Origin of the sequence: Salinibacillus xinjiangensis, from assembly GCF_009649735.1 — a bacterium.
Taxonomy (GTDB): Bacteria; Bacillota; Bacilli; order Bacillales; family Alkalibacillaceae; genus Salinibacillus; species Salinibacillus xinjiangensis.
On sequence record NZ_WJNH01000004.1, the window covers coordinates 1 to 26,106 of the forward strand.

27 protein-coding genes are annotated in these 26,106 nt (G+C 41.8%); 1 reads left to right on the forward strand and 26 read right to left on the reverse strand.

Features of this window, described 5'->3' with window-relative positions:
- Window positions 1–201 precede the first annotated feature (201 nt).
- The 7 genes from fabZ to GH754_RS07470 all read right to left on the reverse strand — a co-directional run bounded on the left by fabZ (window position 202) and on the right by GH754_RS07470 (window position 6,516).
- Window positions 202–624: a 3-hydroxyacyl-ACP dehydratase FabZ gene (gene fabZ / locus GH754_RS07440; RefSeq protein WP_153728280.1), complete on the reverse strand. Its 423-nt coding sequence runs from the start codon at window positions 622–624 to the stop codon at window positions 202–204.
- A gap of 726 nt (window positions 625–1,350) precedes the next feature.
- Entirely contained in the window at window positions 1,351–1,674 is a 324-nt protein-coding gene (locus GH754_RS07445; RefSeq protein WP_153728103.1) for a DNA-directed RNA polymerase subunit beta, read from the reverse strand.
- A gap of 97 nt (window positions 1,675–1,771) precedes the next feature.
- Window positions 1,772–2,572, reverse strand: coding sequence for a flagellar hook-basal body protein (locus GH754_RS07450; RefSeq protein ID WP_153728104.1), 801 nt, complete (start codon window positions 2,570–2,572; stop codon window positions 1,772–1,774).
- A gap of 13 nt (window positions 2,573–2,585) precedes the next feature.
- The gene (locus tag GH754_RS07455) at window positions 2,586–3,407 is read right to left on the reverse strand and encodes a flagellar hook-basal body protein (protein ID WP_153728105.1); all 822 of its coding nucleotides are present in this window, start codon (window positions 3,405–3,407) and stop codon (window positions 2,586–2,588) included.
- A gap of 30 nt (window positions 3,408–3,437) precedes the next feature.
- Complete coding sequence (mreB, locus tag GH754_RS07460; protein ID WP_153728106.1) at window positions 3,438–4,436, reverse strand: rod shape-determining protein; 999 nt, start codon at window positions 4,434–4,436, stop codon at window positions 3,438–3,440.
- A 291-nt stretch (window positions 4,437–4,727) separates the two neighbouring features.
- Window positions 4,728–5,003, reverse strand: coding sequence for a sporulation transcriptional regulator SpoIIID (gene spoIIID / locus GH754_RS07465; RefSeq protein ID WP_323741901.1), 276 nt, complete (start codon window positions 5,001–5,003; stop codon window positions 4,728–4,730).
- A 559-nt stretch (window positions 5,004–5,562) separates the two neighbouring features.
- Window positions 5,563–6,516, reverse strand: a complete 954-nt coding sequence (locus tag GH754_RS07470) for a M23 family metallopeptidase (RefSeq protein ID WP_153728107.1) — start codon at window positions 6,514–6,516, stop codon at window positions 5,563–5,565.
- A 277-nt stretch (window positions 6,517–6,793) separates the two neighbouring features.
- Here GH754_RS07470 and GH754_RS07475 point away from each other — a divergent pair, with 277 nt between their 5' ends.
- Window positions 6,794–6,958 carry a hypothetical protein gene (locus tag GH754_RS07475; RefSeq protein ID WP_153728108.1) on the forward strand — a complete coding sequence of 55 codons (165 nt, stop codon included), beginning with the start codon at window positions 6,794–6,796 and terminating at the stop codon, window positions 6,956–6,958.
- A gap of 71 nt (window positions 6,959–7,029) precedes the next feature.
- On the opposite strand, the gene spoIID is transcribed toward GH754_RS07475, so the two are convergent.
- The 19 genes from spoIID to atpA form a co-directional block, all read right to left on the reverse strand.
- A complete protein-coding gene (spoIID, locus tag GH754_RS07480) occupies window positions 7,030–8,061 on the reverse strand; it encodes a stage II sporulation protein D (protein WP_323741923.1) in 1,032 nt (343 codons plus the stop codon).
- A 754-nt stretch (window positions 8,062–8,815) separates the two neighbouring features.
- Window positions 8,816–10,147 carry a UDP-N-acetylglucosamine 1-carboxyvinyltransferase gene (murA, locus tag GH754_RS07485; protein WP_153728110.1) on the reverse strand — a complete coding sequence of 444 codons (1,332 nt, stop codon included), beginning with the start codon at window positions 10,145–10,147 and terminating at the stop codon, window positions 8,816–8,818.
- Between the two features lie 35 nt (window positions 10,148–10,182).
- A complete protein-coding gene (locus GH754_RS07490) occupies window positions 10,183–10,911 on the reverse strand; it encodes a YwmB family TATA-box binding protein (RefSeq protein ID WP_153728111.1) in 729 nt (242 codons plus the stop codon).
- 72 nt (window positions 10,912–10,983) lie between these two features.
- A complete protein-coding gene (locus GH754_RS07495; RefSeq protein WP_153728112.1) occupies window positions 10,984–11,217 on the reverse strand; it encodes a DUF1146 family protein in 234 nt (77 codons plus the stop codon).
- A 59-nt stretch (window positions 11,218–11,276) separates the two neighbouring features.
- Window positions 11,277–12,743 carry an NADH-quinone oxidoreductase subunit NuoN gene (gene nuoN, locus GH754_RS07500; protein ID WP_153728113.1) on the reverse strand — a complete coding sequence of 489 codons (1,467 nt, stop codon included), beginning with the start codon at window positions 12,741–12,743 and terminating at the stop codon, window positions 11,277–11,279.
- A 3-nt stretch (window positions 12,744–12,746) separates the two neighbouring features.
- Complete coding sequence (locus GH754_RS07505) at window positions 12,747–14,219, reverse strand: complex I subunit 4 family protein (RefSeq protein WP_153728114.1); 1,473 nt, start codon at window positions 14,217–14,219, stop codon at window positions 12,747–12,749.
- 1 nt (window position 14,220) lies between these two features.
- Window positions 14,221–16,077, reverse strand: a complete 1,857-nt coding sequence (gene nuoL / locus GH754_RS07510; RefSeq protein ID WP_153728115.1) for an NADH-quinone oxidoreductase subunit L — start codon at window positions 16,075–16,077, stop codon at window positions 14,221–14,223.
- 52 nt (window positions 16,078–16,129) lie between these two features.
- A complete protein-coding gene (nuoK, locus tag GH754_RS07515) occupies window positions 16,130–16,444 on the reverse strand; it encodes an NADH-quinone oxidoreductase subunit NuoK (protein ID WP_153728116.1) in 315 nt (104 codons plus the stop codon).
- Complete coding sequence (locus GH754_RS07520) at window positions 16,441–16,947, reverse strand: NADH-quinone oxidoreductase subunit J (protein WP_153728117.1); 507 nt, start codon at window positions 16,945–16,947, stop codon at window positions 16,441–16,443. Before GH754_RS07520 ends, nuoK begins: the two co-directional genes overlap by 4 nt.
- 1 nt (window position 16,948) lies before the next feature.
- A complete protein-coding gene (gene nuoI, locus GH754_RS07525) occupies window positions 16,949–17,362 on the reverse strand; it encodes an NADH-quinone oxidoreductase subunit NuoI (protein WP_153728118.1) in 414 nt (137 codons plus the stop codon).
- A gap of 48 nt (window positions 17,363–17,410) precedes the next feature.
- A complete protein-coding gene (nuoH, locus tag GH754_RS07530; protein WP_153728281.1) occupies window positions 17,411–18,409 on the reverse strand; it encodes an NADH-quinone oxidoreductase subunit NuoH in 999 nt (332 codons plus the stop codon).
- Between the two features lie 9 nt (window positions 18,410–18,418).
- Window positions 18,419–19,519 carry an NADH-quinone oxidoreductase subunit D gene (locus tag GH754_RS07535; protein ID WP_153728119.1) on the reverse strand — a complete coding sequence of 367 codons (1,101 nt, stop codon included), beginning with the start codon at window positions 19,517–19,519 and terminating at the stop codon, window positions 18,419–18,421.
- 2 nt (window positions 19,520–19,521) lie between these two features.
- Window positions 19,522–20,277 (reverse strand): NADH-quinone oxidoreductase subunit C, encoded by a 756-nt coding sequence (locus GH754_RS19950; RefSeq protein WP_323741902.1) that lies wholly within the window; start codon window positions 20,275–20,277, stop codon window positions 19,522–19,524.
- Window positions 20,274–20,786, reverse strand: a complete 513-nt coding sequence (locus GH754_RS07545) for a NuoB/complex I 20 kDa subunit family protein (protein ID WP_153728282.1) — start codon at window positions 20,784–20,786, stop codon at window positions 20,274–20,276. Before GH754_RS07545 ends, GH754_RS19950 begins: the two co-directional genes overlap by 4 nt.
- Window positions 20,783–21,157, reverse strand: a complete 375-nt coding sequence (locus GH754_RS07550) for an NADH-quinone oxidoreductase subunit A (RefSeq protein WP_153728120.1) — start codon at window positions 21,155–21,157, stop codon at window positions 20,783–20,785. The genes GH754_RS07545 and GH754_RS07550 overlap by 4 nt, the downstream gene beginning before the upstream one ends.
- Before the next feature lie 610 nt (window positions 21,158–21,767).
- Window positions 21,768–22,172 (reverse strand): F0F1 ATP synthase subunit epsilon, encoded by a 405-nt coding sequence (locus GH754_RS07555; protein WP_153728121.1) that lies wholly within the window; start codon window positions 22,170–22,172, stop codon window positions 21,768–21,770.
- Between the two features lie 60 nt (window positions 22,173–22,232).
- Window positions 22,233–23,645, reverse strand: coding sequence for a F0F1 ATP synthase subunit beta (gene atpD, locus GH754_RS07560; RefSeq protein WP_153728122.1), 1,413 nt, complete (start codon window positions 23,643–23,645; stop codon window positions 22,233–22,235).
- A 28-nt stretch (window positions 23,646–23,673) separates the two neighbouring features.
- The gene (gene atpG / locus GH754_RS07565) at window positions 23,674–24,537 is read right to left on the reverse strand and encodes an ATP synthase F1 subunit gamma (protein WP_153728123.1); all 864 of its coding nucleotides are present in this window, start codon (window positions 24,535–24,537) and stop codon (window positions 23,674–23,676) included.
- A 45-nt stretch (window positions 24,538–24,582) separates the two neighbouring features.
- Entirely contained in the window at window positions 24,583–26,091 is a 1,509-nt protein-coding gene (gene atpA / locus GH754_RS07570) for a F0F1 ATP synthase subunit alpha (RefSeq protein ID WP_153728124.1), read from the reverse strand.
- Between the last annotated feature and the right edge of the window lie 15 nt (window positions 26,092–26,106).

Sequence of the window (26,106 nt, forward strand, 5' to 3'; positions counted from 1 at the left end):
GTAAAAGAATTAGAGACCAAATGGGAAGGTGGACACATACAGAATTGGTCCTTAGCTATGAACCAGTTATTAGTTGATGATCGATTAAAGGATCGAGTTCTGAAATATATCTGAACTTACACACTTTACTTGACAAGCCCAATGACCACATCAAAAACGCCCAGTTCAATTACCCTGGGCGCAAATGGTCACTATTTATTTTTATTTCCCAATCGCAAATGTAATTTCCGCTTCACAAGCAACCTCTCCATTCACAGTTGCAACGCCCTTCCCTTTTCCAATAGGGCCCTTAACACGAATGATTTCTACTTCTAGTCGAAGCTGATCACCAGGTGTTACTTGGCGCTTAAAACGACACTTATCAATCCCAGCGAGAAAGCCAATTTTCCCTTTGTTCTCTTCCTTTTGTAAAATGGAAGTTGCCCCAACCTGTGCCAAAGCTTCAACAATAAGTACCCCTGGCATCACAGGATAATCAGGGAAATGTCCCTGGAAAAACGGTTCGTTAATAGTCACATTTTTAATCCCAACAGCCTTTTCCCCTTCTTCAAATTCAACAATTTGATCGACGAGTAAAAAAGGATAGCGATGCGGAATGATTTCCTTAATTTGGTTGATATCCATTTCCATGTAAAGACCTCCGATTTATGTATGTATTTTTATTAATCATAACAGAAAATTGGGTGGAGTGCAGGGTGGTGTTGGTGTATCCACTGGGGCAAGTTCAGCATTTTCATGGTGGACTTTAGCATAAACATCGCGCACTCCAGCATGCTCGACATTATGTTGAGCATCCTATCTATACCTTATCTTTAGCATTTAACCCTGGCTTCAGCATATTAATTGATAATTTCAGCTTTTCAACACCATTCTTCAGCATCCCCAGTCTGCTCAGACGCGTTGAGTGGATTCAGCATTTTCATGAAAAACTTCAGCATAAACACTGCATACTCCAGCATGCTCACCACCATGTTCAGCATCCTATACCTAATCTTCAGCATTTAATCCTAGCTTTAGCTTATTGTTTAACAACTTTAGCTTTTCAAGGTCATTCTTCAGCATCCACAGGCTGCTCAGACGCGTTGACTGGATTCAGCATTTTCATGATAAACTTCAGCATAAACACTGCACACTCCAGCATGCTCACCACCATGTTCAGCATCTTATACCTAATCTTTAGCATTTAACCCTGGCTTCAGCTATTAGTGAATCAACTTCAGCTTTTCAACACCATTCTTCAGCATCCACACAGCCCGCTCACTCTCAATCCCGCACGCCTAACTCGCCCACAAAACAAAAAGGACCTCCCACCCTCACAGCAGAAAATCCCTCTCCCTCAATATAAAGATTCTATTCCTTCAACACAATATCCACAATATGCTGCCACGTAGAACGCTCAAGAACATCGGTTGGAGAGCCATCCCCAATTACGCCATAGCCCATCATCAATCCGCCGGCTAGTGCTCCAATGCTTAACAGTATGGCTACGATTACTCGTAACCAAATTGGAAAAATTCTTCGGCGCATTTTTTTTGGTTTGACCTCAGCTTTTTGAGCCTTCTTTTCTTTTCTTTGGGCACGCTTTGTTATTTTTTCTTCTTTTTGAGCCGATTTCTTGCGTTGTTTCACTTGTTCTCTTGTTTGTGTTCGACTCTGTTTTCGATCTGTAACCATACGAAAGCTCCTCGTCTTCATTTTAGAAAACTTAGGTTTTACTCATTAAATAATGAATGATTTCTATCCCATCATAACATACGACGCAATACCCCAACTATCGACGCAATTGGTTAATTAAGCTCGACATTTGATCGCCAATCGAAATACTTTGGCTGTTAAATTGATATGCTCGTTGAATTTCCAGCATACTGGTCATTTCCTCACCAAGATTCACGTTGGAGGATTCTAAGGCACCCACTTGTAAGTTGAGATCTGCAACATTTTCTAGCATGCCTGCTTCAGGACCATTTGGAAAACGATAGCGATTTCCACCTGCTGATTCAAGTGAACGAGGACGGTTAATTTGCACGACGTCAAGTGTATCTTCCACTTGCTTCGCTTGGCCACGGGTTACAACGATGTTTCCATTATCCTGGATTTCAACATTATCCATTCCCCCCGCTATCATAATAGGTCCATTTTGTCCCATTAGGGGATTCCCTTCAGCCGACACCAACATAACCTGTTCATTGTTATTCACAGGCTGTAAATATAAATTTCCAGCACGGGTATACTGAGTTTCGGTTGCCCCATTATTGGTCACTTGCACTTGAAAATATTGATTTTCATTGGTTAAAGCAACGTCTAGTGGGCGATCGGTTTGCTGCAGTGAACCAGCAGTCATTCTCAAATTGGTATGCCCAAGTCTTGCACCTGTACCCTGGCGAATGCCTTCTGGGGTTTGTCTTGGCGCTTGATCATTAGGCTGGTTGATTTGCTGGGTGAGTAGTGATGAAAAATTAGCCGTTTTGGCTTTGTATCCTGTTGTATTGGCGTTGGCCATATTTTGTCCTACGATATCAAGCTTTTTTTGTAGTTGCCCCATGGTTGTGGCGGCTAATAATGAACTACGCATCTAAAATCTCCCCTTAACGAAGCTTTCCAATTTGATTAACAGCTATGTCCATGCTTTGATCAAAGGCCTTTAACACTTGCTGATTCATTTCAAAGTTACGGAAGGTTTGCATCATGCTAGTCATGGTCGCGGCCGTATCCACATTTGAACGCTCTAGCATACCTTGTTGAACTTCAAATGTTACACCCGCTACATTTCTTGCATTTTCAATTGCCTGTCCATTTTCAAGCTGATACAAATCGTTATTTCCTTTAGTTAACTCAGTAGCATTTGGATGATAGGTAATCCCTAATGGAATGGTGTTTCCATCCACGCGAATTTGTCCATCCTTTGTTACTGAAAATTGGTCATGATTGGGCTGAATACGATTTTGATTTTCATCCAAGACGTAATAACCACTATTGGTTACGAGATAGCCTTGTTCATCAATGGTAAAATTCCCGTTTCTTGTATAGCTTGTCTCACCATTTTCATTTTGGACGGTGAAAAATAAAAAGCCATTTTCATCCGGGAGCTGCCCATTCCACAAAGCTACATCCGTATTCATCCCTGTTTGCTGAACATCACCCTGCTCGAAGGATGGAATGGTTTCTTGCATATAAACACCTGTGTTGATGCTGCCAAGTAATTTATTTGATGGAATTTTAACAGAATGCTGAACTGGAATTTGTTCCGCACTTTGTCGTTGAATTAAAAGCTCGGGAAAGGCACGCAAAGTCGTTTGATCTGCTTTGTAACCTGGCGTTAGTGCATTGGCCAAATTGTTAGAAAGCACATCCTGACGCCGTTGCTGTGAAATCATTCCCGCCGCAGCTGTATTATAGCCTCTCAGCATCGCTGGACACTCCTTTACTATGGATAAAAATTAATTTTTCACCTTAGGCAATTTATCGATATGCTCAAGCATTAATCCTGTACCTTTAGCAACACAGTGCATTGGCTCTTCTGCAATGAGGACAGGGACCTTCAGTTCATCGGAAAGGACTTGGTCTAAACCGTTCAAGAGTGCCCCACCACCGGTTAAAATGGCTCCACGATCAATAATGTCAGCTGATAGTTCTGGTGGTGTTCTCTCAAGGACGGATTTAGCAGCTTGTACAATTAAAGCAACCGCTTCGTTTAATGATTCATTAATTTCTCTAGAATTGACTGTAATAGTCCGAGGTAATCCTGTCACAAGATCTCGTCCACGAATATCCATTTCTTCGTAACGTCCATTTGGATAAACGGTAGCGACGTTGATTTTGATTTCCTCAGCAGTACGATCCCCGATTAATAGCTTATACTTTTGCTTAATATAATTCATGATTTCATAATCAAACTTGTCCCCGGCCATTTTAATCGAGGAGGCGGTGACAATATCTCCCATGGACAATACTGCAATGTCCGTTGTTCCACCGCCTATGTCTAATACTAAATTACCGCTAGGCTGAAAGATGTCCATGCCGGCTCCAATCGCCGCCACCTTTGGTTCTTCTTCAAGATAGACCTTTTTGCCACCGCTTTTTTCAGCTGCTTCTCTAATTGCCTTTTGTTCTACTTTTGTAATGTTGGTTGGGCAGCAAACTAAAATTCGTGGTTTCGACAAAAAGCCTCTCACGTTAATTTTTTCAATAAAGTACTTTAACATGGCTTCTGTCACATCAAAATCTGCAATTACCCCATCCTTCAAAGGGCGCATTGCGACAATATTACCTGGAGTACGTCCAATCATGCGACGGGCAGCTTCTCCTACTTCAAGCACTTTCCCTGTATTCCGATCCATTGCTACAACGGATGGCTCATCCAGTACAATTCCTTTTCCTTTTACATGTATGAGTACATTAGCTGTTCCTAAGTCGATTCCGATATCCCGTGAAAACATGTACTTATAGTCCTCCCTGCGTCTTCATTCTTCCTATTTTACATACTGTCCGTAATTATACCATTCTATTTCTACATTTTAACATAAAAATTGTCAAATCGTCTCATAATTTTTCGAAAAATATTGGAGTATATGGATATAAACGCATGGGAATGGAGATTTTTGGCTTTGGTGACTGTTGGGGATTATGTAAGGGTGGATTGTTCTGGTTGTTTGTGCAGGTTAAGGACTTTGTGCTCAGGCTAGACCAGGTTGTTAGGATTTACAGATACAGGGAAATGCAGCTGCCCACTATGAAATGGTTTTACTTTTCGGTTCTGTTTGATCACTGTACTTCTTTTTCGTCGCTTCACCACCACGCAGATGTCGAATTGATTTGTGATACGTTAATATTTCCTGTACCTCTTTCCAAAGTTCAGGATTAATTTCTGGCAGTCTTTCCGTTAAATCCTTATGGACAGTACTCTTGGACACTCCGAATTCCTTCGCTATCACTCGGACTGTTTTCCTTGTCTCCACGATATATTTCCCTATCTTGATCGTACGTTCTTTGATGTAATCGTGCACACCACTCGCCTCCCTGAGTTGGATCTCTTAAAGGCGTGAAATGAGACAAGGTGATTGGACTAAGATGACTAGGTCGGTTCGATTTATCAGTTAGATGTCCATTTTTTGCTTCTAATTGTTGGTTGGCTACAACACACACTTTCCCACCTCAAACCTTTCTTTGAGTTTGTTTGTAACATTTTATTAACGAGGTCGGCCGAATATGCTTAAAATTCAATAGGGACAAGGTGTTTGTTGGTTTTTTGGGTGAAAAAGGGGTATTCTCCTTTATTGTACATAAAAGAAGAGTATGAAGGACAGAGCTTGATTTAATTTCAATGGAAATGTCCGTCATTATGGCCATAATGAACAATATTTAGTTATCTAACTGATAAAATGTCCGTCATCGGTGCCTTGACGGACAAAGTTTGGTCAAAAACTAAGAGAATTGTCCCTCATCAAATTTATGATGGACAAGGCCTGAATCTATTTTAACTATAATGTCCTTCATGTTGGTGTTTCTGTGAGAAAACGCAAAAAAAAGACCGCCTCCACGTGGAGACAGTCTGTTTCATAATGTTTATGCTGTTGTTGATGAAACTGACGATTGAGATTCATCTTCACCGGCATTGTCGCCTTCCTCATCGTCACCCGTTTCATCATCTTCATTTCCGTCTTCTGATACATTTTCATCTTCTGTAACGTTATCTTCTTCCGTTACATTCTCATCACTATTCTCACCTGATGTTTCTTCCTCTTCTGTTGCCTCTTCACCATTATTTCCTTCTTCACCCTCAGTAGCTTCATCTTCATTGGCCTTTTCATCAGATTTAGGCGCTTCAATGTCGCTAATTGGTTTATTGAAGAAGTCTTCTGGGTTGATTGGATTTTCGTCTTTACGCACTTCGAAATGTACATGCGTTCCATTCGCTTGTCCATATAGGTTTTTACCAGCAGTACCTAAAACATCACCTTGACTAACTTCTTGGCCGGATTCTACGGCTACTTCTTCTAAACTAGCATAATGAGTCGTTACACCATTGTCATGTGTAAGCTCAACTACCATACCTAGTAAAGGATCTTCTTTCACCTCTGTAACGCTACCAGTCAATGCAGCTGTGACATCAAATGGTTCGTCGTTGGCAGACGCAATGTCAATTCCTTTACTTTGATAGTACTTATTATTGTAAAGGATGAGTGCCTGTTCTTGCTCTTCCTCTGATGCGTTGTAATCATAGAATTTGGTTACAATCTCTGTATCATCTGCACTCGCGACAGGCATCTTCAAGAGCTCATCTTGATCCACAACCGGAACTGATTCACCGTCAGGGCCTTGTCCTAATGGATCTGTCACTGTACCTTCTGAATCAAGTTGGTCTGACTGATCTGCACTTTCGTCTGGTAAATCAATAGCTGTATTTTGATACCAGATGACACCTGTTAAAATCAAAGCTGCAAAAGTCAAATAAACTGCTGGATAAAACCACTTCTTGCGTATAAGCCTACTCCAAGTTGAATTTTTTTCTTCTTTCATTTTATCACCACCTCAGCAATCATTCTGAGCAAAAGTGATAGTTTATATACCTCAAAATTAAATTTTTCTACTTATTTTTTGATAAAGTTGTGATTTTATGCGGATTTTTAGAAAAAAGTTGTGTGGAGTGAGGGGTTTTTATGCCATCATAAATTAAATAACAGTTATATAAAGTAATCTAAGACGCACTTTGATTGCACATGTAAACCCTGAATTAAACCTTCAACGCAGGCCTATATTTAAAATAAAATAGCATATTGGAGGTAAGTAAGGAAGTATGCAAGAACGAAATGAAATGGATTTTTTCTTCAAATGGATCAAAAAAGAAGATGGTAAACTACCTAAGGATATTAGTGAGGATTTCTTTAAAGTTTTGGAAAGGAATGCTGATAAACACGAAAAAACAATTGGTGGACAGATAAGTGAGTCTCTTACCACATAAGTCAGCACAGCAAATAACCATTGAACTAAAAAAACAGCGGACCGCATAATACGATTGCCGCTGTTTCTATATTACTGTTTCAACGCTGTAACCCGCTCCGGATCAGATTCGATTTCCGTAATTTTTGTTCCTTTATAATAGTACTTTAAAATTTCCTTATACGTCTTTCCCTCTTCCGCCATACCGTTTGCACCATACTGGCTCATCCCAACACCGTGACCATAGCCTTTTGTTCTGAAGACAAGGTGATTACTTTTTTGTTCGACGGTGAAATCACTAGAGCGCAAATCAAGAGCCTCCCTTACCTTACGACCAGAAAACTCCTTCCCCGCAATTTTAATGGTCTCGATTCGATTGCTGCTAGTTCGCGCTAAGGTTTCGATCGTAGGATTGGCATTAAAATTAATACCCAGCGCCTGTTCCGCCTTTTCAATCGTCACAATTTTTTGATCTTCAAATTTAGGGGATTCCCGGTCCCATGGGCTTTCTACACTCACTAAGTATGGAATTGGGTTTTGCCAATAATCCTCAGAGTTTTCGGTGTACCCGTTACTAGTAGAGAAGAACGATGGTGTAATTGGCTTCCCTTCATATGTTATAATTTTGCCCTTTGTTTCAGCAACTGCCTTCTTGACCTTTTTTATCTTCCACGAATAATCCTCTTTCCAAATTCGCTTTAGTTCTTCTTCACTTTTATAAACCTGATGCTGAACTGTATCCGTAATGGGGTCGTTCTTTTCATCTCCCCCACCATTTAATAAGTACTTCACTACATAGGTTCTAGCTGCCAAAGACTGTGCCTTCAATGCCTCTAACTCAAATTCAGCTGGCATTTCGGATGCCACCACTCCCACCACATATTCCTCTAGTGGCATGTCATCAACCGTTTTATCCTGTGATCTGAACACAGAGACAACATAAGGATCTTCCTCTTTAGCAGTAGGCTCTGCTGATAAATTTTCTTGCTTTTCTCCACTTGTTTCTGCTTGATTGTCATCCTGAACATTCGCCCCCGCGCCAATATAAGGAGTCACAATGGCAGTAGGAATAATAACGATGATGGAAACCAGGACAAGAACTGCGATGATACTCACTTTCTTCACATTCAATACACAAAGCCTCCTTTCATACTCTACTATGAAATCTATTCAGGAGGTTGAAATGATAGAACAAAAAATTATCAGTTCATAGACTTGTCCCGGTGGTGTGTGGGCTTGGGGTGCGTGTGGGGTGCGTGGTCATGCTGAAGTTCCTTGGTTATTTGCTAAAGATTATGCATATATGCTGTAGATGAACGGAAATGCTGATGATTGGGCGATTTATGCTAGAGGTTGAGGAGGTTTTGCTAAAGTTGCTCTTTAATTAACTAAAGATCGCGTGCTGTTTGCTGAACCCAGTTTCCAAGCTGAAGTCTGGCCCCTAGATGCTGAACTCCTGCTCTTGTTTGCTTAAGTTTGCGTGCAAATGCTAAAGATGAGGGGAAATGCTGATGATTGGGTGATTTATGCTAGAGTTTACGAGGGTTTTACTAAAGTTGCTCTTTAATTAACTAAAGATCGTGTGCTGTTTGCTGAACCCACTCTCCTTGCTAAAGACGGCCCTCTAGATGCTGAACTCCCGCTCTTGTTTGCTTAAGTTTGCCATGCAAATGCTGAAGACCACTGCATATGCTGAAGTCCAATGAGATTATGCTAAAGTTAACGAGAACTTTACTGAAACAACTAAAGAGCCCCCATCAAATGCTGAAACCGCCCCCCAAGGCACCCACTCCACCCCAGCACAAAATAGAAAAACAGGTGGCTCCACCAGAACCACCTGCTTCCTATAAAACACACACGTACGCCCTCATTCTCAGGACTATAGTGAGGATATTTTACCTTCGTTTTCTGTATCTTCTTCGTCTATCATTTGCTCTTCGCCTTGAACGTCTCTTACTCTAATGATGTCGGCACCTAGTTGCTTTAGTTTTCCGACGATGTTTACGTAGCCGCGATCCAGATGCTTTAATTCGGTCACACGTGTATAACCGTCAGCAACTAATCCTGCTAGAATTAAGGCTGCGGCTGCTCTTAGGTCTGTTGCAGATACTTCTGCACCTTGTAGGTCAACAGGACCTTCGATAATGGCACTTCTTCCTTCTATTCGAATGTTGCCGTTCATGCGACCAAATTCTTCTACGTGCATAAAGCGATTTTCAAATACGGTTTCACTAATTACACTGGTTCCTTGAGCTCTCATGGCAAGCGCCATTAATTGCGCCTGCATATCGGTTGGAAAACCAGGATGTGGTAACGTTTTGATGTTCACTGCTTTGAGTTTTTCTGGTCCAATAACACGAAGACCTTCTTTTTCCTCAATAATGGTTACGCCCATCTCTTCTAGCTTTGCAACCGTTGAGCTTAAGTGCTCCATTAAAGCTCCCTTTACATATACGTTTCCACCTGTGATTGCCGCGGCGACCATAAAGGTTCCCGCTTCAATTCGGTCTGGGATCATGGTGTGTTCGGTACCTTTTAACGTATCGACTCCATCGATTTTAATTGTTTCTGTACCGGCACCAACAATTTTAGCGCCCATTTTATTTAAGAAGTTGGCAAGATCCACAATTTCAGGCTCTCTTGCGCAATTTTCGATTATGGTTTTACCTTCAGCAAGGGCCGCTGCCATCATAATATTTTCGGTAGCCCCAACACTTGGGAAATCTAAATAAATTTTGGCACCTTGGAGTCGTTGGTTGGTTTCCGTGTAGGCTTCTACAAACCCGTTGCCTACATGAACCTTAGCCCCCATCGCTTCAAAGCCTTTTAAGTGTTGATCAATAGGTCTTGAACCGATCGCACAGCCACCAGGCATTGCCACTTTTGCATGCCCATAACGTGCGAGGAGAGGACCTAAAACAAGGACAGACGCACGCATTTTTCTTACGTATTCTAATGGAGCCTCTGTTTTCAGATATCTTGCTGCGTCTACTATTAGTGTGTTATTGTGTGATAAAACATTTACATTCATATATCGTAATACTTCGCTCATCGTGTCTACATCAGCGAGAGCAGGTACTTCATGAATCTTACTTTTCCCTTCATTTGCCATTATACTTGCTGCTATGACGGGTAAAACAGCGTTCTTGGCGCCGGAAACCTTCACCGTGCCGCGCAGCTGTCTCCCACCACTTACGATGATTTTATCCAATGCTTTCTCCCTCCGCGTCCTCATTTTCACTATTATTAATATTCAACAACAAGGATTGGCGTTCCAACAATTACATTCGAACCGTGTTCCAAGCCATTACGTACCGCCAATTGAATATTCATTTTTTCCTCATGTGATATAGGTATTGAGTCTATCTTCCATTTGTGAATATATCCAGAAATTGTTTTAAAGTTTTCTTCGTTTACTGATGTCAATTTTTCCATATTTGAAAATTGTTGAAAATTATCTACTAACAAATTACTTTTTATATTATCACTACTAGTTGCCTTCATACAAGTGAAAAAAGATGGATATTTGTCGAATCTCTTAAAAATTTGTTGAGTCATCTTTTTTTCTAATTTCGTCCTGATTTCGTCATTCCATTCGCCGCCGGTAATGATGTATTTCATTTGGGCTTGTTGACTATGTTTTTGGTGGACTATTGATAACTTTTCGCGCATGTTTTCATTTTTATTGTGGTTGTTTATAAAATATTTCATGGTATCCTCTTCAACCTGCTTTTGAATGGACGCGTGAGGAAAAAGCTGTTTCATGATCTGTGGCACTTCTTCCTTCTGTTCTACAGTAATCTCTTCCTGCATCATCACTTGCCATTCCTTGAACTGTAACTTTTCCTGTTGAAAAAAATCATAAATGTCATCAAGTGGCTTAAGCTCCTGGTTACCTTCTGCCTGCGGATGATTAGTGGATATTTGAATGAATGAGATTAATAGAATAATAGAAATCATTGCTTTTTTAAACATAAAAAAACTCTCCCTCTCCCGTTTTATCTATCATTAATTATGGACGGGAGAGGGAGAGTTTATACTCAACCTTTAAAATAAATAGACTAAATCCTGTGACCAGCTTAGGATGTCTAGAAAAAAGTTACTAGCTGTGGCGCCAATGGTTATACATACAAGGATGAACAGAATTCTAGCCTCCATCACTTTTCCTTTTTTAAAAAATTGTTCAATACGTAAGCCTTCAAGTACTTTCCACGTAACGACAAAAAAGATGATATGTGAAATGATTCCTGTAAAAGCTGACATTCCAATAGCTTCAGTCATGTTATTCCCTCCTATATTACTCTCCATTCACTTTGCAATATTTAGGAGTGATTGTCAATTTAGTGGAAAAAATTCAGTGCAATAAACGGGAATACACCTAACCCGATAGTTCCAGCTACACATAAAATCAACGGAACAGATTGTAGTCTAGCAATCTTTGTTGTTCCCTCGAGCTGAGGCTTACGAATATACATTTGCACCATAATGTTGAAGTAATAAATATAAGATACGACTGTCATGACAGCCATGGTTCCCGCTAAAATGTACTGTGCCGGATCAGCAGCAACCGCGCCGACGAAGATATTAAACTTTCCGATAAACCCGGCTGTCCCTGGTATCCCTGCTAAGGATGCGAGGAATATGGTCATGATAATGGCTAGAGCAGGCGATTCTCGGTAAAGCCCCGTAAAGATAGAAATGTCCTCGGACTGTTTTTGCTGCTCCAGTATGTAGATGACCATAAAGGCACCGATTGTCATAAAAGCATAGGCTAAAAGATAAAACCAAATATTTTCTAAGGACACAGGAGTCAAGGAAACAAGCGGGATCAAAATATAACCAGCATGACCGATGCTTGAATAAGCAAGAAGTCGTTTCATGTTACGCTGTCTAAGTGCGACTAAGTTACCGATGAACATCGTTAAAAAGGCGAGAACAGCAATAAAATCAATCATCGTTGCAAATAAGGTGTCACTTCCGCCAAATGTTGCATTGCCGAATATCCCCCAGAAGATACGAACAATAATGATAAACCCTGCTGATTTTGATACCACACTCAAGAAGGCTGAAACAGGTGTCACCGCTCCCTCATATACATCAGGGGTCCACATATGGAATGGAACCGTGGAAATTTTAAAGGCGAGACCAACAAACATAATGATAAATCCGATGATAGCAACCGGTTCGCCACTTCCTAGTGAACCTGACATTTCCCGGGCAATATCGACAAGTTTAGTTGATCCTGTTAATCCAAAGACGTAGCTCATGCCGAAAAGCGTGAAAGCTGTCGCAATTGAGCCGTTGATAAGATATTTCATCGCTCCTTCGCTGGAACGGACATCCCTTTTACGTAGTCCAACCATAATATAGGAAGACAGGGATAGGAGCTCCAAACCGACAAACAACGAAATCAAGTCTCCGCCTGATGCGACCATCATTCCCCCGAGAAGGGCCGCTAGCAATAAATATAGATACTCTCCTCTGTCTCGGACTTCCTGTTGTACAGTTCTAGATATGACCATGAGTAAAATAAGTAGAGTCGCGATGAGTAGAATCAATTTAAAATAAAAGGCGAAGGAGTCGAAAACATAGGTATTACCTAAAATCGATATATCTCCATGCCCATATTGAAATAAAAGGAAAATAATAGCCACGCCCACACCACCAACGGCAAGCCACGGTAATGATTTTTTCCATGTATCTTTTCCAAATAAGTCAAGTAAGGATAACAGGATACCGACAATCAGTATGGTGAATTCTGGTGCCATCATTCCCCATTCAAAGCTAAGTAAAGTTTGTATATCCATGAATTATCCCCCTATCCCTACAAGTAGAGTTTCGAGTGTCTGTTGAACTGTTAAGGCGATGGTGTTCGGGTAGACCCCGATAACGACGATACAGATTAACAGGATGGTTGCTGGAATCAGTTCTCCCATTCCTAAGTCGTTCATGTCGCCGAACATATTGCGATATGTTCCATAGGTCATTTTTAAAATGGCTCTCAGCATGTAAACGACTGTCATGATGATTCCCAGTGTCCCGATTGCACCGATTACAGGCATATTTTCAAAGATTCCTAGGAAAACGGTAAATTCACTTACAAAACCACTCATTCCTGGTAATCCTAGGCCTGCCAGAGCGGCTACCAAAAAAAATCCGGCTAAAACAGGTGTTAGTCGTGCCAGACCGCTTAGTTTTCTTAAGTTGGTTGTTCTCGTTCTCACCAACAAGATTCCGACTAATAGGAAGAACAGGGCTGAGATTAATCCGTGGGATACAGACTGGAAGATGGCCCCTTGAATCCCTGCTTCGTTTAGTGCTGCTACACCTAACAGTATGATTCCCATGTGGGAGATACTCGAGTAGGCCAGCACGGATCTAAGTTCTTCCTGCACGAGGGCTAGATAGGCTCCATATAACAGATTTACCAAGCCTAGTATGGCAATGAGTGGAGCTAAGGTGGTAAAGCTTGCCGGCAAGATGCCTACTCCAAATTTAATAAGTCCATAAGCTCCTATTTTCAGTAACACCCCCGCATGAATCATCACCAAAGCAGGTGGTGCATGAACGTGGACCTTCACCATCCATGAATGGAGTGGAAAGATGGGTAGCTTCACTCCAAATGCGATGAGGAAAGCAATGGCTATACCCAGCTGCAATCCCGCTTCATTTGATGTGCGGAAATATTCTGCTGCTTCGCTAAAGTTAGTCGTCCCTGCTGTAACAAAGATTGCGGCAATGGCTATCAACAACACCATGGAGCCAAGTCCATTGTAAATAATATAACTAAAAGCTGATTCCTCTCGATCGGTTCCACCCCATTTTCCGATTAAAAAGAACATTGGAATCAACGTTATTTCAAAAAAGATGAAAAAGAGAATTAGATTGTCAGCAGAAAACACACCGAGAATCCCAAATTCTAGTAAAAACATTAGCATGAAAAAGAGATGTGAATTTTGCTTGATTTGCCAGCTACTCGTAAACACAGCCAATACGGCAATGATGGTTGTGAGTAGAATCAAAATGACACTAAAGCCATCTACTGCGAGTTCGTAATTCAAGGTTAAAGTTTGTTCTCCTACTTCAAATTGCACCCAACGAAGTATTTCGCTTAAGCCACTGCCTGCTTGATATTGGGCGTAAACAAGTATGGACAAAATGAGCGGAATCAGACTACTGAAAGCAGCGATTCGTTTGGTAATGTTGTCTGACTGTTTTCCGGCCAATAGTAATGCGATTAAACCAATAAACGGGGAAAATACCAATAAGGAAAGTGTACCCATGTTAATATCCCCCTTTCAGCATATAAACGGCGGCGAATAGGACAAGACCTAGAAAGGCGACAGCCGTATAGGTTTGCGCCTGACCCGTTTGTGATTTGGAGCCCGTTCTACTAAATGTCGTTACAAGATCGCCAATAAATAAAATGATGAGTCGGACAAAATATTTTTCTACATATTGAAAACCTAGACCAATACCGCGTGATCCCTTCACAAAAGTGTTATCGTAAAACTCATCCATGTAATATTTATTTAATAGCATCTGGTAGGTACCTGATGTTTTCCAATTTTCCTGATTCAAGGCGTTCTTTACATATATGAGATAAGCCAGTGCTATTCCACCTAATGAAACTACGGTTGCTAATAACATTAGCCAAATGGAGCTACCATGGTGGATGCCTTCTAGGTAGGTTGCTCCCTCTTCTAAAAAGTCAGCTATATATGTTCCGAACCAGCTCGTATTGAAAAAGCCTGAAAATATCGCAAATAAAGCCAACACCATCATTGGAATTTTCATCGTCATCGGGACTGGCTTTACTTTATCCAATGTGAGTTTGCTTTCTCCATGAAAGACGAGGAAATAGAGTCGGAACATATACACTGACGTGAGGAATGCAGCAACAATAGCGATGATAAACAACCCATATTGTCCTTCTGCCCAGACAGATGCTAAAATTTCCTCCTTACTGAAAAAGCCTGAGAATAATGGGAAACCACTGATGGCTAGAGCACCAATTAAAAACACCGCGCTGGTCAGCTTTAATTTTTGATTAAGTCCACCCATTTCCTTAATGTTCTGTGTGTGAACGGCATGAATGACGCTTCCAGCCGCTAGGAACAATAGTGCTTTAAAAAAGGCGTGTGTGAACAGGTGAAATATCCCTGCGGTGTAGCCTAATACACCCATCGCAAGCATCATGAACCCGAGCTGTGAAATGGTGGAATAGGCTAGAACTTGTTTTAAGTCGTTTTGGACAAGTCCAATGGTGGCCGCATAGATGGCTGTAAAGGCTCCAACAATCGCAACAATCATCATTGCTAACGAGCTTGCCATATATAGTGGATACATGACGGCGACGAGATAAACCCCCGCTGCTACCATCGTTGCGGCGTGAATTAATGCTGAAACAGGAGTTGGCCCTTCCATCGCATCAGGTAGCCATGTGTGAAGCGGGAATTGACCTGACTTTCCAATCGCACCGATAAAGATTAAAATAGCAATGAGCGTTATCATGCCTCCACTCATGTCTCCATTGGTCACTGCTTGATAAATGTCTACAAAACGTAAACTATTTGTTTGCCAAAATAGCAAAATCAATCCAATTAGGAGTCCAACATCCCCAATCCGTGTCATAATGAAAGCTTTTTTAGCCGCTTGTTTGGCACTATTTTTATAGAAATAGAATCCGATGAGCAAAAACGACCCGAGTCCGACAAGCTCCCAGAACATATAAAATTGTAGTAGGTTTGGTGACATGACCAAGCCTAGCATCGCTGAGGTAAAAAGGCTGAGGTAAGCGAAAAAGGTAGAAAAACGCTGATCCCCATCCATATAGCCGAGCGAGTACATATGTATAAGAAAGCTGATAAAAGCAACTAAGAGAAGCATGAGCCCATTCAGCGGATTCAGCAGGATTCCAAATGAAATGTCAATGGAACCGATTGTGAGCCATGACCACTCCATTAGAAAATTTCCTACATCTATAAGCTGCAAAAATACAAGTGTGGCGACGATGAAGGTGATTCCCGAAATGAGAACAGCGACATAGCCACTTGCTTTCTTTAATTTTTCTCTTAGGACAATGAGTAATAAAAATGTAAGTAATGGTAACGCTGGGATTAGCCATGCGAATTCAATCATTTACCTCAAATCCCTTCTTCAGATCAAGGTGATACTTTCGCACCTCAATCGGTTAATCTTTTAATCCGTCCATCTCATCTACATTAACCCCATTTTTATGTCGATACCACGCAATCAGAATGGCCATACCAACTGCCACTTCTGCAGCTGCAATCGTGATGGTAAATAAGGAAAAAACTTGACCTGTAATTCCAGGATTATTGCCCAATTGGCTAAATGCGACCAAATTCAAATTGACTGCATTTAACATGAGCTCGATACAAATTAACACAATGATGGTATTTCGTTTCGTTAGCGCACCAAAAAGTCCGATACAAAATAGGATGAGGGCGAGAATAAGGTACGCCTGTAAAGGTATAGTTGTCATTTATTCTCCTCCCCTTCCTTCCTCGCTAACACGATTGCTCCCATTAAAGCGACGAGTAACACAATGGATACGAGTTCAAATGGAATGACATAGTGAGCAAAAATGCGTTCCCCAATTTGTTGTGTATTTTCTACATGTAATCCTTCCGCTCCAGGGCCGAAGAATAGGTTATCAATGGCTCCATATACCGTGAAGAAAAAGACCAGCACCCCAACTCCCACCAAAGCAGCGCGTAATCGGTTGGATGTTCTCTCGTCTCGAGCGGTATGTTTCGTGAGCATGATTCCAAAAGCTAGGATGATCGTAACAGCGCCTGAGTATATAAGGATTTGTACAACCGCAACGAATTCAGCTGATAATAATACATAAATTCCAGCTAGGCTCACAAAGGTGAGAACAACCGACAACAGCATATGGACGACCTTTTTTAAGTTCAACATGAGGATTCCACCGAGAATAGCTGTGAACGAAAGGATTAAAAAGGCAATAAATTCACCATTCATCTTAATTCTCCTCTCGAACATTTGTATCATTTTCATCAAGCCATTGGAGATCCTTGAAGAGCTCATCTCTTGAGTAATCGGCAAGCTCGAAGTTATTAGTCATGACAATGGCTTCGGTTGGACATACCTCTGTACAAAGGTCACACAGTATGCAAATTTCAAAGTTAATATCGTAAGTCTCAATAATTCTTCCCTTGCGATCGGGGTCGGGATGTTTTTTCCCAGTGAGCTGGATGCAGTCTGTCGGGCAGATGTTGACACACTGGTTACAAACGATACATTTTTCCGGATAAAATTTTTGAATGCCTCTGAAACGGTCTGGCATTGGAACTGGTTCATCGGGGTATTGATAGCTCATCTTCTTTTTCGACATGTTTCTCAGCGTATGGGCTAACCCTTTCGTAATACCTTTCATCGTACAAACACCACCTTTTATACAGATATTTTCTAAAAACCTAGGTTTCTAGAAAAAGATTTCTTTTAAAATGGCTGATAGAAATATATTCAGCATGGCTACAGGCAGGAGTACTTTCCAGCCAAATTCCATCAGTTGGTCTGGTCTGATTCTTGGTAAAGTGGCGCGAACCCACATGAAGACGAATACCAAAATACTAAACTTGATGCCGAACCAAACGAGGTCTGGGATGAAGCCAAGTCCGATGATTGGATTCCATCCGCCTAAATATAAAACGGTAATGAGGGCGGACATGGCAAACAAGTATACATATTCCGCCAGCATGAAGAAGGCGAAACGGAAGCCAGAGTACTCAACATGATAACCGGCAATCAGCTCAGATTCAGCTTCTGGTAAGTCAAAAGGTGTACGGTTCAGTTCAGCGGTTGCGGCGATAAAAAAGATGATAAATCCAATTGGCTGGAGCAAAATGTAAGGAATATATTGCTGCTGCTCCACGATTTCAACTAAATTCAAAGAGCCGGCGAATAAAACGACACCTACGAGCGCCATCAGTAGCGGGATTTCATAGGAGATCATTTGCGCAGCCGAGCGCATACCACCCATGAGTGCATATTTATTGTTAGATGCCCAGCCTGCCGTCAGCATTCCGACTGTCGTGAGTCCTGAGATGGCGATAAAGTACAGTAAGCCGACACCAATGTTGGCAAACATCACTGACTCTGTGTACGGAATAACCGCAAGCACCATGAAGGAAGGTACAAAGGCGATGACAGGTGCTAAAATAAACAATGGTCGGTCCGCTTCCTTTGGTCGGGTGTCCTCTTTAATCAGTAGCTTAAGAACATCAGCTACTGTTTGCAGGAGGCCAAATCTTCCCCCTGTTCGGTTTGGACCATACCGCAATTGCATGTAACCAAGCACCTTTCGTTCGGCTAAAATCGCATACGTAACAAATCCGAGTACGATGGACAATACAGGAAGCGTTAGAATAAGAAACGTCGATAGATTGCTAAGCCCTGGCGGTGATTTTAACAGCTCCATCATCCATTCCATTTATCCGTCCACCTCCCCAAGTACGATATCCACTCCGCCTAAAATGGTGACTAAGTTGGCCATGTTTTCCCCCTCCAGCAGCTTCGGAAGGATTTGAAGATTGTAAAAGGATGGCCGGCGAAACTTTAATCGGTATGGTGATTTTTTATTGTCACTTGCAATGTAACAGCCAATTTCACCACGTGGGGATTCAATGCGAACGTAAACCTCCCCTTTTGGCGCTTTAATAATACGTGGAACTTTTCCTAGCACCTTGCCTTCTTCAGGGATTTGCTCTACCGCTTGTTCTAGGATTTTTAAGGACTCCTCAATTTCCCCCATCCGACATTTGTACCTAGCCCAAGCATCACCAGTTTCTCCAACAGGTACATCAAAATCAAAGCGGTCGTAAATGGAGTAAGGCTCAACTTTTCGAATATCATAATCGACACCCGTACAGCGAAGATTTGCTCCACTTAAGGAATATTGAATGGCCTCTTCCTGCGTATATTGGCCAATTCCTTTGACACGGTTAAGGAATATTTCATTACCTGAAATAAACCCATGATAGCCATCAAGCTGCTCACGCATATACGGGATAAATTCTCTCACCTTATCAATCCAGCCCTCGGGAGCATCCCACTTTACGCCGCCGATACGCATATAGTTAAAGGTAAGACGTGCCCCACAAAGTTCATTTAATAGATTAATAATCGCTTCTCTTTCTCTGAAGGCATACAAAAATGGACTGGTTGCCCCCAAGTCAAGTAAGTACGTTCCATACCAAACAAGGTGACTGGCAATTCGCCCCAGCTCCATCGCAATCACACGTAAATATTCGGCCCGTTCTGGAACCTCTAAACCCACAATTGTCTCAACAGCATGACAAATGACATAATTGTTTGTCATGGCGGAGAGGTAATCCATTCGATCTGTATACGGTATGATTTGGGTGTATTGAAGATCCTCCGCAAGCTTTTCCGTTCCTCTATGTAAATAACCAATCACCGGTGTAGCCTCACGAATGATTTCCCCCTCAACCTTTACAACGAGACGAAAAACCCCATGGGTACTCGGATGCTGGGGTCCAACGTTTAATAGCATTTCCTCTGTTCGAATCATAGCTACACCTCCACATCATAAGGTTCATAGTCTTTACGCAGCGGATATCCTTCCCAATCTTCACCAAGAAGGATTCGTTTTAAGTCTGGATGATTGTTAAATTGGATTCCAAGTAAATCGTACGCTTCACTTTCTGGCCAATTCGCTCCCTGCCATATAGGCGTAAGAGAATCGACAACTGGATGTTCTCGGTCCACTTTAACTTTTAAAGCAACCGAATACTTTTTTGTCATCGAATATAAATAAACATACATTTCCATATGGGTTTCATAATCAATGCCATGTAAGTCTGATAAATAGTTGAATTGGAGCTCCTCATGATCCCGCAGAAGCTTTGCGATTTGAAAATAGCTCTTTGGTGTGGCAACAATGGTAGGAAGGTCTTTTGAGTTGCGATTAATACTAGCTTCTTCAATGGCTTCTTCACCGAGGTTTGTTTTGATTACGTTTACGTAGTGGTCTAGGATCGGTTGGTTTGGCGATGGTCCAAGGTCTTCAGGCTTTTCTTCTTTTTTGGCACGAGGTTTTCGTGGTCGTTTGGGTCGGTCTTTTTTCGGCTTTGGTTTGTCTGTTTTGGCGGATGTGTCTTCTTTTGCGTTTTTGGTGGATTCTTTGTTTGAAGGCGATTCCTCTTTAGGTGTGGTGGGTTCGGCTTTTGGTTCTTTTTGGGATTCATCGGCTTGATTTTTCGTTTCTTCTACTTTTGATTTTTCGTTTTCTTCATTGGATTGTGGTTGGTTTTGATTTTCATCTGTCACTTATTCGTCACCCGCTTTCCTGTTTTGGCTTCATAGCGGATTTTTTCCTGTAATTTATTAATGCCATAAATTAATGCTGCTGGGTTTGGTGGACAACCAGGAATATAGACGTCAACTGGGACGATTTGGTCAACTCCTTTTACTACAGAATATGAGCGGATATATGGTCCACCTGCAGTCGCGCAAGACCCCATGGCAATAACCCACTTCGGTTCTGGCATTTGATCATACAGCTTCCGTATAATCGGTGCCATTTTTTTCGTTACTGTACCTGATACAATCATGCAGTCTGAGTGTCTTGGGGATGAGCGGAAAATGGATCCAAATCGGTCTAAGTCATAATGAGAGGCTCCAACCCCCATCATTTCAATAGCACAGCAGGCTAATCCAAACTGAACTGGCCACAAGGAGTTGCTCCGCGCCCATGATTTTAGTTGCTCAAGTGTAATAAAAAAGACATTCCGCTGCAGTTCCTCTTGGTCTTCTACCTTTATATTTTCTAAATTCATCTCCACCTAAGTACCCCCTTTTTCCATGCGTACACTAATCCTAAGAATAAAACGACGATAAAGATCAACATTTCAATCAGAGCGAATATACCGAGCTGCTCATATGCAACAGCCCATGGGTACAAAAAGACGGTTTCAACATCAAAAATGACAAACATTAAAGCGAATAAATAGTAGCGCACATTAAACTGAACTCTGGCATCTTGAAAGGGTTCTATACCACTTTCATATGTGGTCATCTTTTCTTTGGTAGGTTGATGTGGACGAAGAAGTTTTCCTGCTGAGAGCGCTACGATCGGGAGTAAAATGGCTACAAACATAAATACGACAATGAAGGTGTAGCTGTTTTGATAGATGTGAAGAGAGTCCATAGATTCACCTCTATGTATTGAATTTTGAATCTTTTTGAATCTTTTAAATTATCAATCTTGCAATCGGTTCCATTATAGCATTATAGTTTCATAATGTCGATATTTCGTAAAGTCTATTGTTTTATTGAATCACTATATTTGTATGTTGGTTAGGAGTGAGACATGCAGAGGAATGTGTTTTCTTTGGATGAAATTGTGGGGAAAGTTCGGGGTATTGTCATAATTTTGGAGTGTGGCTTGAGGGCGAACTGCGAAGAACTGGCCAGCGTAAGAGCCATGATGGATGTATTACTGTTTCTGATGATGCCTTGCTTGTCATGAGCACACTATAACACATGTTTTACTCTTTTTACCGATGTAATGTACGTCATGCATAGCTCTTAACTCGTGTCTTAATGTCAATGCTAATCAGCCGTAGCTCAACGGTGGTGTGTCACAATTTAACTATCTTGTTAGCCAAAAACAACCTTCCCTTAGAAAAGTGCGAATACAAAAACCAGAACCTCCGCATTACCACGGAAATCCTGGCTTCTACTGTTATATTCTGAAGAGATGAGGGAACGATCCCTCCATCCCTTCCTGGTGGGACAAGGGACCTGTCCCCCCGTCCCTATTTATTAGCTCCTGCTACGTTGATGCGGTTAATGGCACGTCTTAGTGCTGATTCGGCTCGTTTGAAGTCGACATCGTCTTTTTGGGATTGGAGACGGCGTTCGGCACGTTCCTTTGCTTTGCGTGCGCGTTCGACATCGATTTCATCTGGCATTTCAGCGGACTGAGCTAGAATGGTGACCTTGTCAGGACGAACCTCTAGGAATCCTCCGCTGACCGCGATGTGATCGGTGTTTCCCTCTCCTTTTAGACGGACAGCACTAATGGTTAATGGTGCAACAAGGGGAATGTGTCCTGGCAAGATACCAAGTTCGCCATTTTCCGCCTTAGCGCTAACCATCTCGTACGCATTTTCCAATACAGGGCCATCAGGAGTAACAACACTCACAGTCAGTGTTTTCATGTGAACCCCTCCTTGGGCTTGAGATTAAGTTAATCACTTGCACGATTGAATTCCCCGTTATTATTCCATACCTTGTGCTTTTTCGACAACTTCCTCGATGCGGCCCACTAGGCGGAATGCATCCTCAGGAATGTCATCATGCTTCCCGTCAAGGATTTCTTTAAATCCTTTAACCGTTTCGTCAACTGGTACATAAGAACCTGGTTGACCAGTGAACTGTTCAGCAACGTGGAAGTTTTGAGATAGGAAGAATTGAATACGACGTGCACGGGATACAGTCAACTTATCCTCATCACTCAATTCATCCATACCAAGGATTGCAATAATATCCTGAAGCTCACGATACTTTTGCAATGTTCTTTGAACCTCACGTGCAACTTCATAATGCTCTTCCCCAACAATGTTCGGGTCAAGGGCACGTGATGTTGATGCAAGTGGATCCACCGCTGGGTAGATACCTTGCTCAGACAATTTACGCTCAAGGTTTGTTGTTGCATCCAAGTGAGCGAAAGTTGTCGCTGGTGCTGGGTCAGTATAGTCATCGGCAGGTACGTATACAGCTTGGATAGAGGTAATGGAACCTTTATCTGTGGATGTGATACGCTCCTGTAATTGACCCATGTCTGTTGCTAGTGTTGGTTGGTAACCAACGGCAGATGGCATACGTCCAAGTAGGGCGGATACCTCTGAACCAGCTTGGGTAAAGCGGAAAATGTTGTCGATAAATAGAAGTACGTCTTGTCCTTCTACATCACGGAAATGCTCAGCCATTGTTAGACCTGTTAAGGCAACACGCATACGTGCACCAGGTGGCTCGTTCATTTGTCCGAATACCATGGCTGTCTTTTTGATAACGCCTGAGTCGCTCATTTCGTGGAATAGGTCGTTCCCTTCACGAGTACGCTCCCCTACACCAGCGAATACGGAAATACCACCGTGCTCTTGAGCGATGTTGTTAATCAATTCCTGGATCAATACGGTTTTACCAACTCCGGCACCACCGAATAGACCGATCTTACCACCCTTAACATAAGGAGCAAGCAAGTCTACTACTTTGATTCCAGTTTCTAAAATTTCAGTTTTAGTTGTTAGGTTTTCGAATTTAGGAGCATCGCGATGAATTGGGTCACGCTTTACGTCCGCACCAATTTCGTCTTCTAAATCGATTTTATCTCCTAATACGTTAAATACGCGTCCAAGTGTTGCGTCCCCAACAGGTACAGAGATTGGAGCACCTGTATCTACTACTTCCATTCCGCGAACAAGACCTTCTGTTCCGGACATAGCGATGGTACGTACTGTATCATCACCTAAGTGCAAAGCTACTTCTAAAGTAAGGTCAATATCAACGCCTTGGCCTTCTTTGGCTTCATGACGTACGGTTAAGGCGTTGTATAGTTCAGGTAGGTTGTCATTATTAAACTTAACGTCAACAACCGGACCTGTTACCTGTAAAATATGTCCTTTGCTCATCCTTTTTCCCTCCTTACATTTACATATCCTATTCTAGTGCGGCTGCTCCACCAACGATTTCACTGATTTCTTGTGTGATGGCTGCTTGACGTGCGCGGTTATATTTCAGACTTAAGTCATCAATAATATCGTTCGCATTGTCCGTAGCATTTTTCATCGCTGTCATACGTGCAGCATGCTCACTAGCTTTACCGTCCAGGATTGCCCCATAAATTAAGCTTTCTGCATATTGCGGCAATAGAACTTGTAAGATTTCTTCTTGGTTTGGTTCGTATTCATACGAGCTTGTTGCTTTTGAATTGCCTTCGTTTAAATCTGTAAGTGGGAGTAGTTTCTTTTCCGTTACCACTTGTGAAATTGCACTTTCATAATGATTGTAGTACATGTACAATTCATCAATTTCTTCATTTGCGTATAGGTTTACCGTTTCATTCGCCAAATCCTTAATATCAGCAAAGTCAGGTTGATCATTGAGTCCTACAATCTCTTTAGAAACGGGCATATTGCGGTTTTTGAAAAATTCACGACCCACTTTTCCGATGACAATAATCGTATACTCATCAGAGGACTTATGTCTTTTATTAATCGTGTTATAAACAGTTCTCAGAATGTTACTGTTATAAGCACCAGCAAGTCCACGATCAGATGTAAACACGAAGTAACCTGTTTTCTTTACCTCTCTCGATTTTAACATCGGATGGTCGACATCAAGGTTACCTGTTGCAATGCTAGCAACCACCTCTTGAATCTTTTCCATGTATGGAACAAATGAACGGGCATTTTGTTCTGCTTTGTTCATTTTAGAAGCGGAAACCATTTCCATTGCACTTGTGATTTGTTTCGTCTTTTTCGTGGAAGTAATTCTTCCTTTAATGTCACGAAGAGATGCCAAGCCGTTTCACCACCTTTTCTGGACTACGCTCTCAAACTCACTTTATTATTCTGAAACGACAAATGTTTTCTTGAAGCCTTCAATAGCCTTGTTGAAGTCTTCTTTTTCAGGTAATTGACCTGTGCTTGTAATATGCTCAAAGATTTCATTTGCGTTCTTTTCCATCCAAACAAACAACTCTGACTCAAAGCGTTGAATGTCCGCTACTGGAATATCATCAAGGAACCCATTAACAAGTGCATAAATAATAGAAACCTGCTTTTCAACAGCTAGTGGTTGGTGAAGTCCTTGCTTTAATACTTCAACCGTTCTAGCACCACGGTTTAGTTTTGCTTGTGTTGCTTTATCTAGATCTGAACCAAATTGGGCGAAGGATTCAAGCTCACGGAATGCGGCTAAGTCTAAACGCAATGTACCGGCAACCTTCTTCATCGCTTTAATTTGGGCGTCACCACCAACACGGGATACGGAAAGACCTGCGTTAACCGCTGGACGTACACCGGAGTGGAAAAGATCAGATTCTAAGAAAATTTGTCCATCAGTGATGGAAATTACGTTTGTTGGAATATAAGCAGAGATATCTCCTGCTTGTGTTTCAACGAAAGGTAATGCAGTTAAAGAACCGCCACCTTTTGCATCACTAAGCTTCGCTGCACGCTCAAGTAAACGTGAGTGAAGATAGAATACATCCCCTGGGAATGCTTCACGACCTGGAGGACGACGAAGTAATAGGGAAAGTTCACGGTATGCTGCCGCTTGTTTTGATAAGTCATCATATACAACAAGTACGTGCTTGCCGTTGTACATGAACTCTTCACCCATTGATACACCCGCATAAGGAGCTAGGTATAATAATGGAGCTGGTTGAGATGCACTTGCTGTTACAACAATTGTGTAGTCCAACGCACCTTGTTGACGTAGAGTTTCCACAACGCCACGTACAGTTGATTCCTTTTGTCCAATTGCCACATAAATACAAATCATGTCTTGATCCTTTTGGTTAATGATGGTATCTAGGGCAACAGCTGTTTTACCAGTTTGACGGTCACCGATGACAAGCTCACGCTGACCACGACCGATTGGAATCATAGAGTCAATTACTTTAAGACCTGTTTGTAATGGCTCATGTACTGATTTACGATCCATAACACCAGGTGCATCCGATTCAATTGGACGTGTTTTAGTTGTTTCAATCGGTCCTTTGCCATCTACTGGTTGACCAAGAGAGTTTACCACACGGCCAAGAAGCTCTTCTCCTACAGGCACTTGCATAATGCGACCTGTACGACGAACCTCATCACCTTCACGAATGTCCTTATATGGTCCAAGGATTACGATACCGACGTTGTTTTCTTCAAGGTTTTGGGCCATACCCATCGTACCATTTGAAAATTCAACAAGCTCACCGGACATCGCATCATCAAGACCGTGTACACGTGCGATACCGTCACCAACTGTGATTACAGTACCTACATCGTTAACTTCTATATCAGATTCATAATTTTCGATTTGCTGCTTAATCAGTGCACTGATTTCTTCAGCTTTGATGCTCATCCAATTTCACCCCTA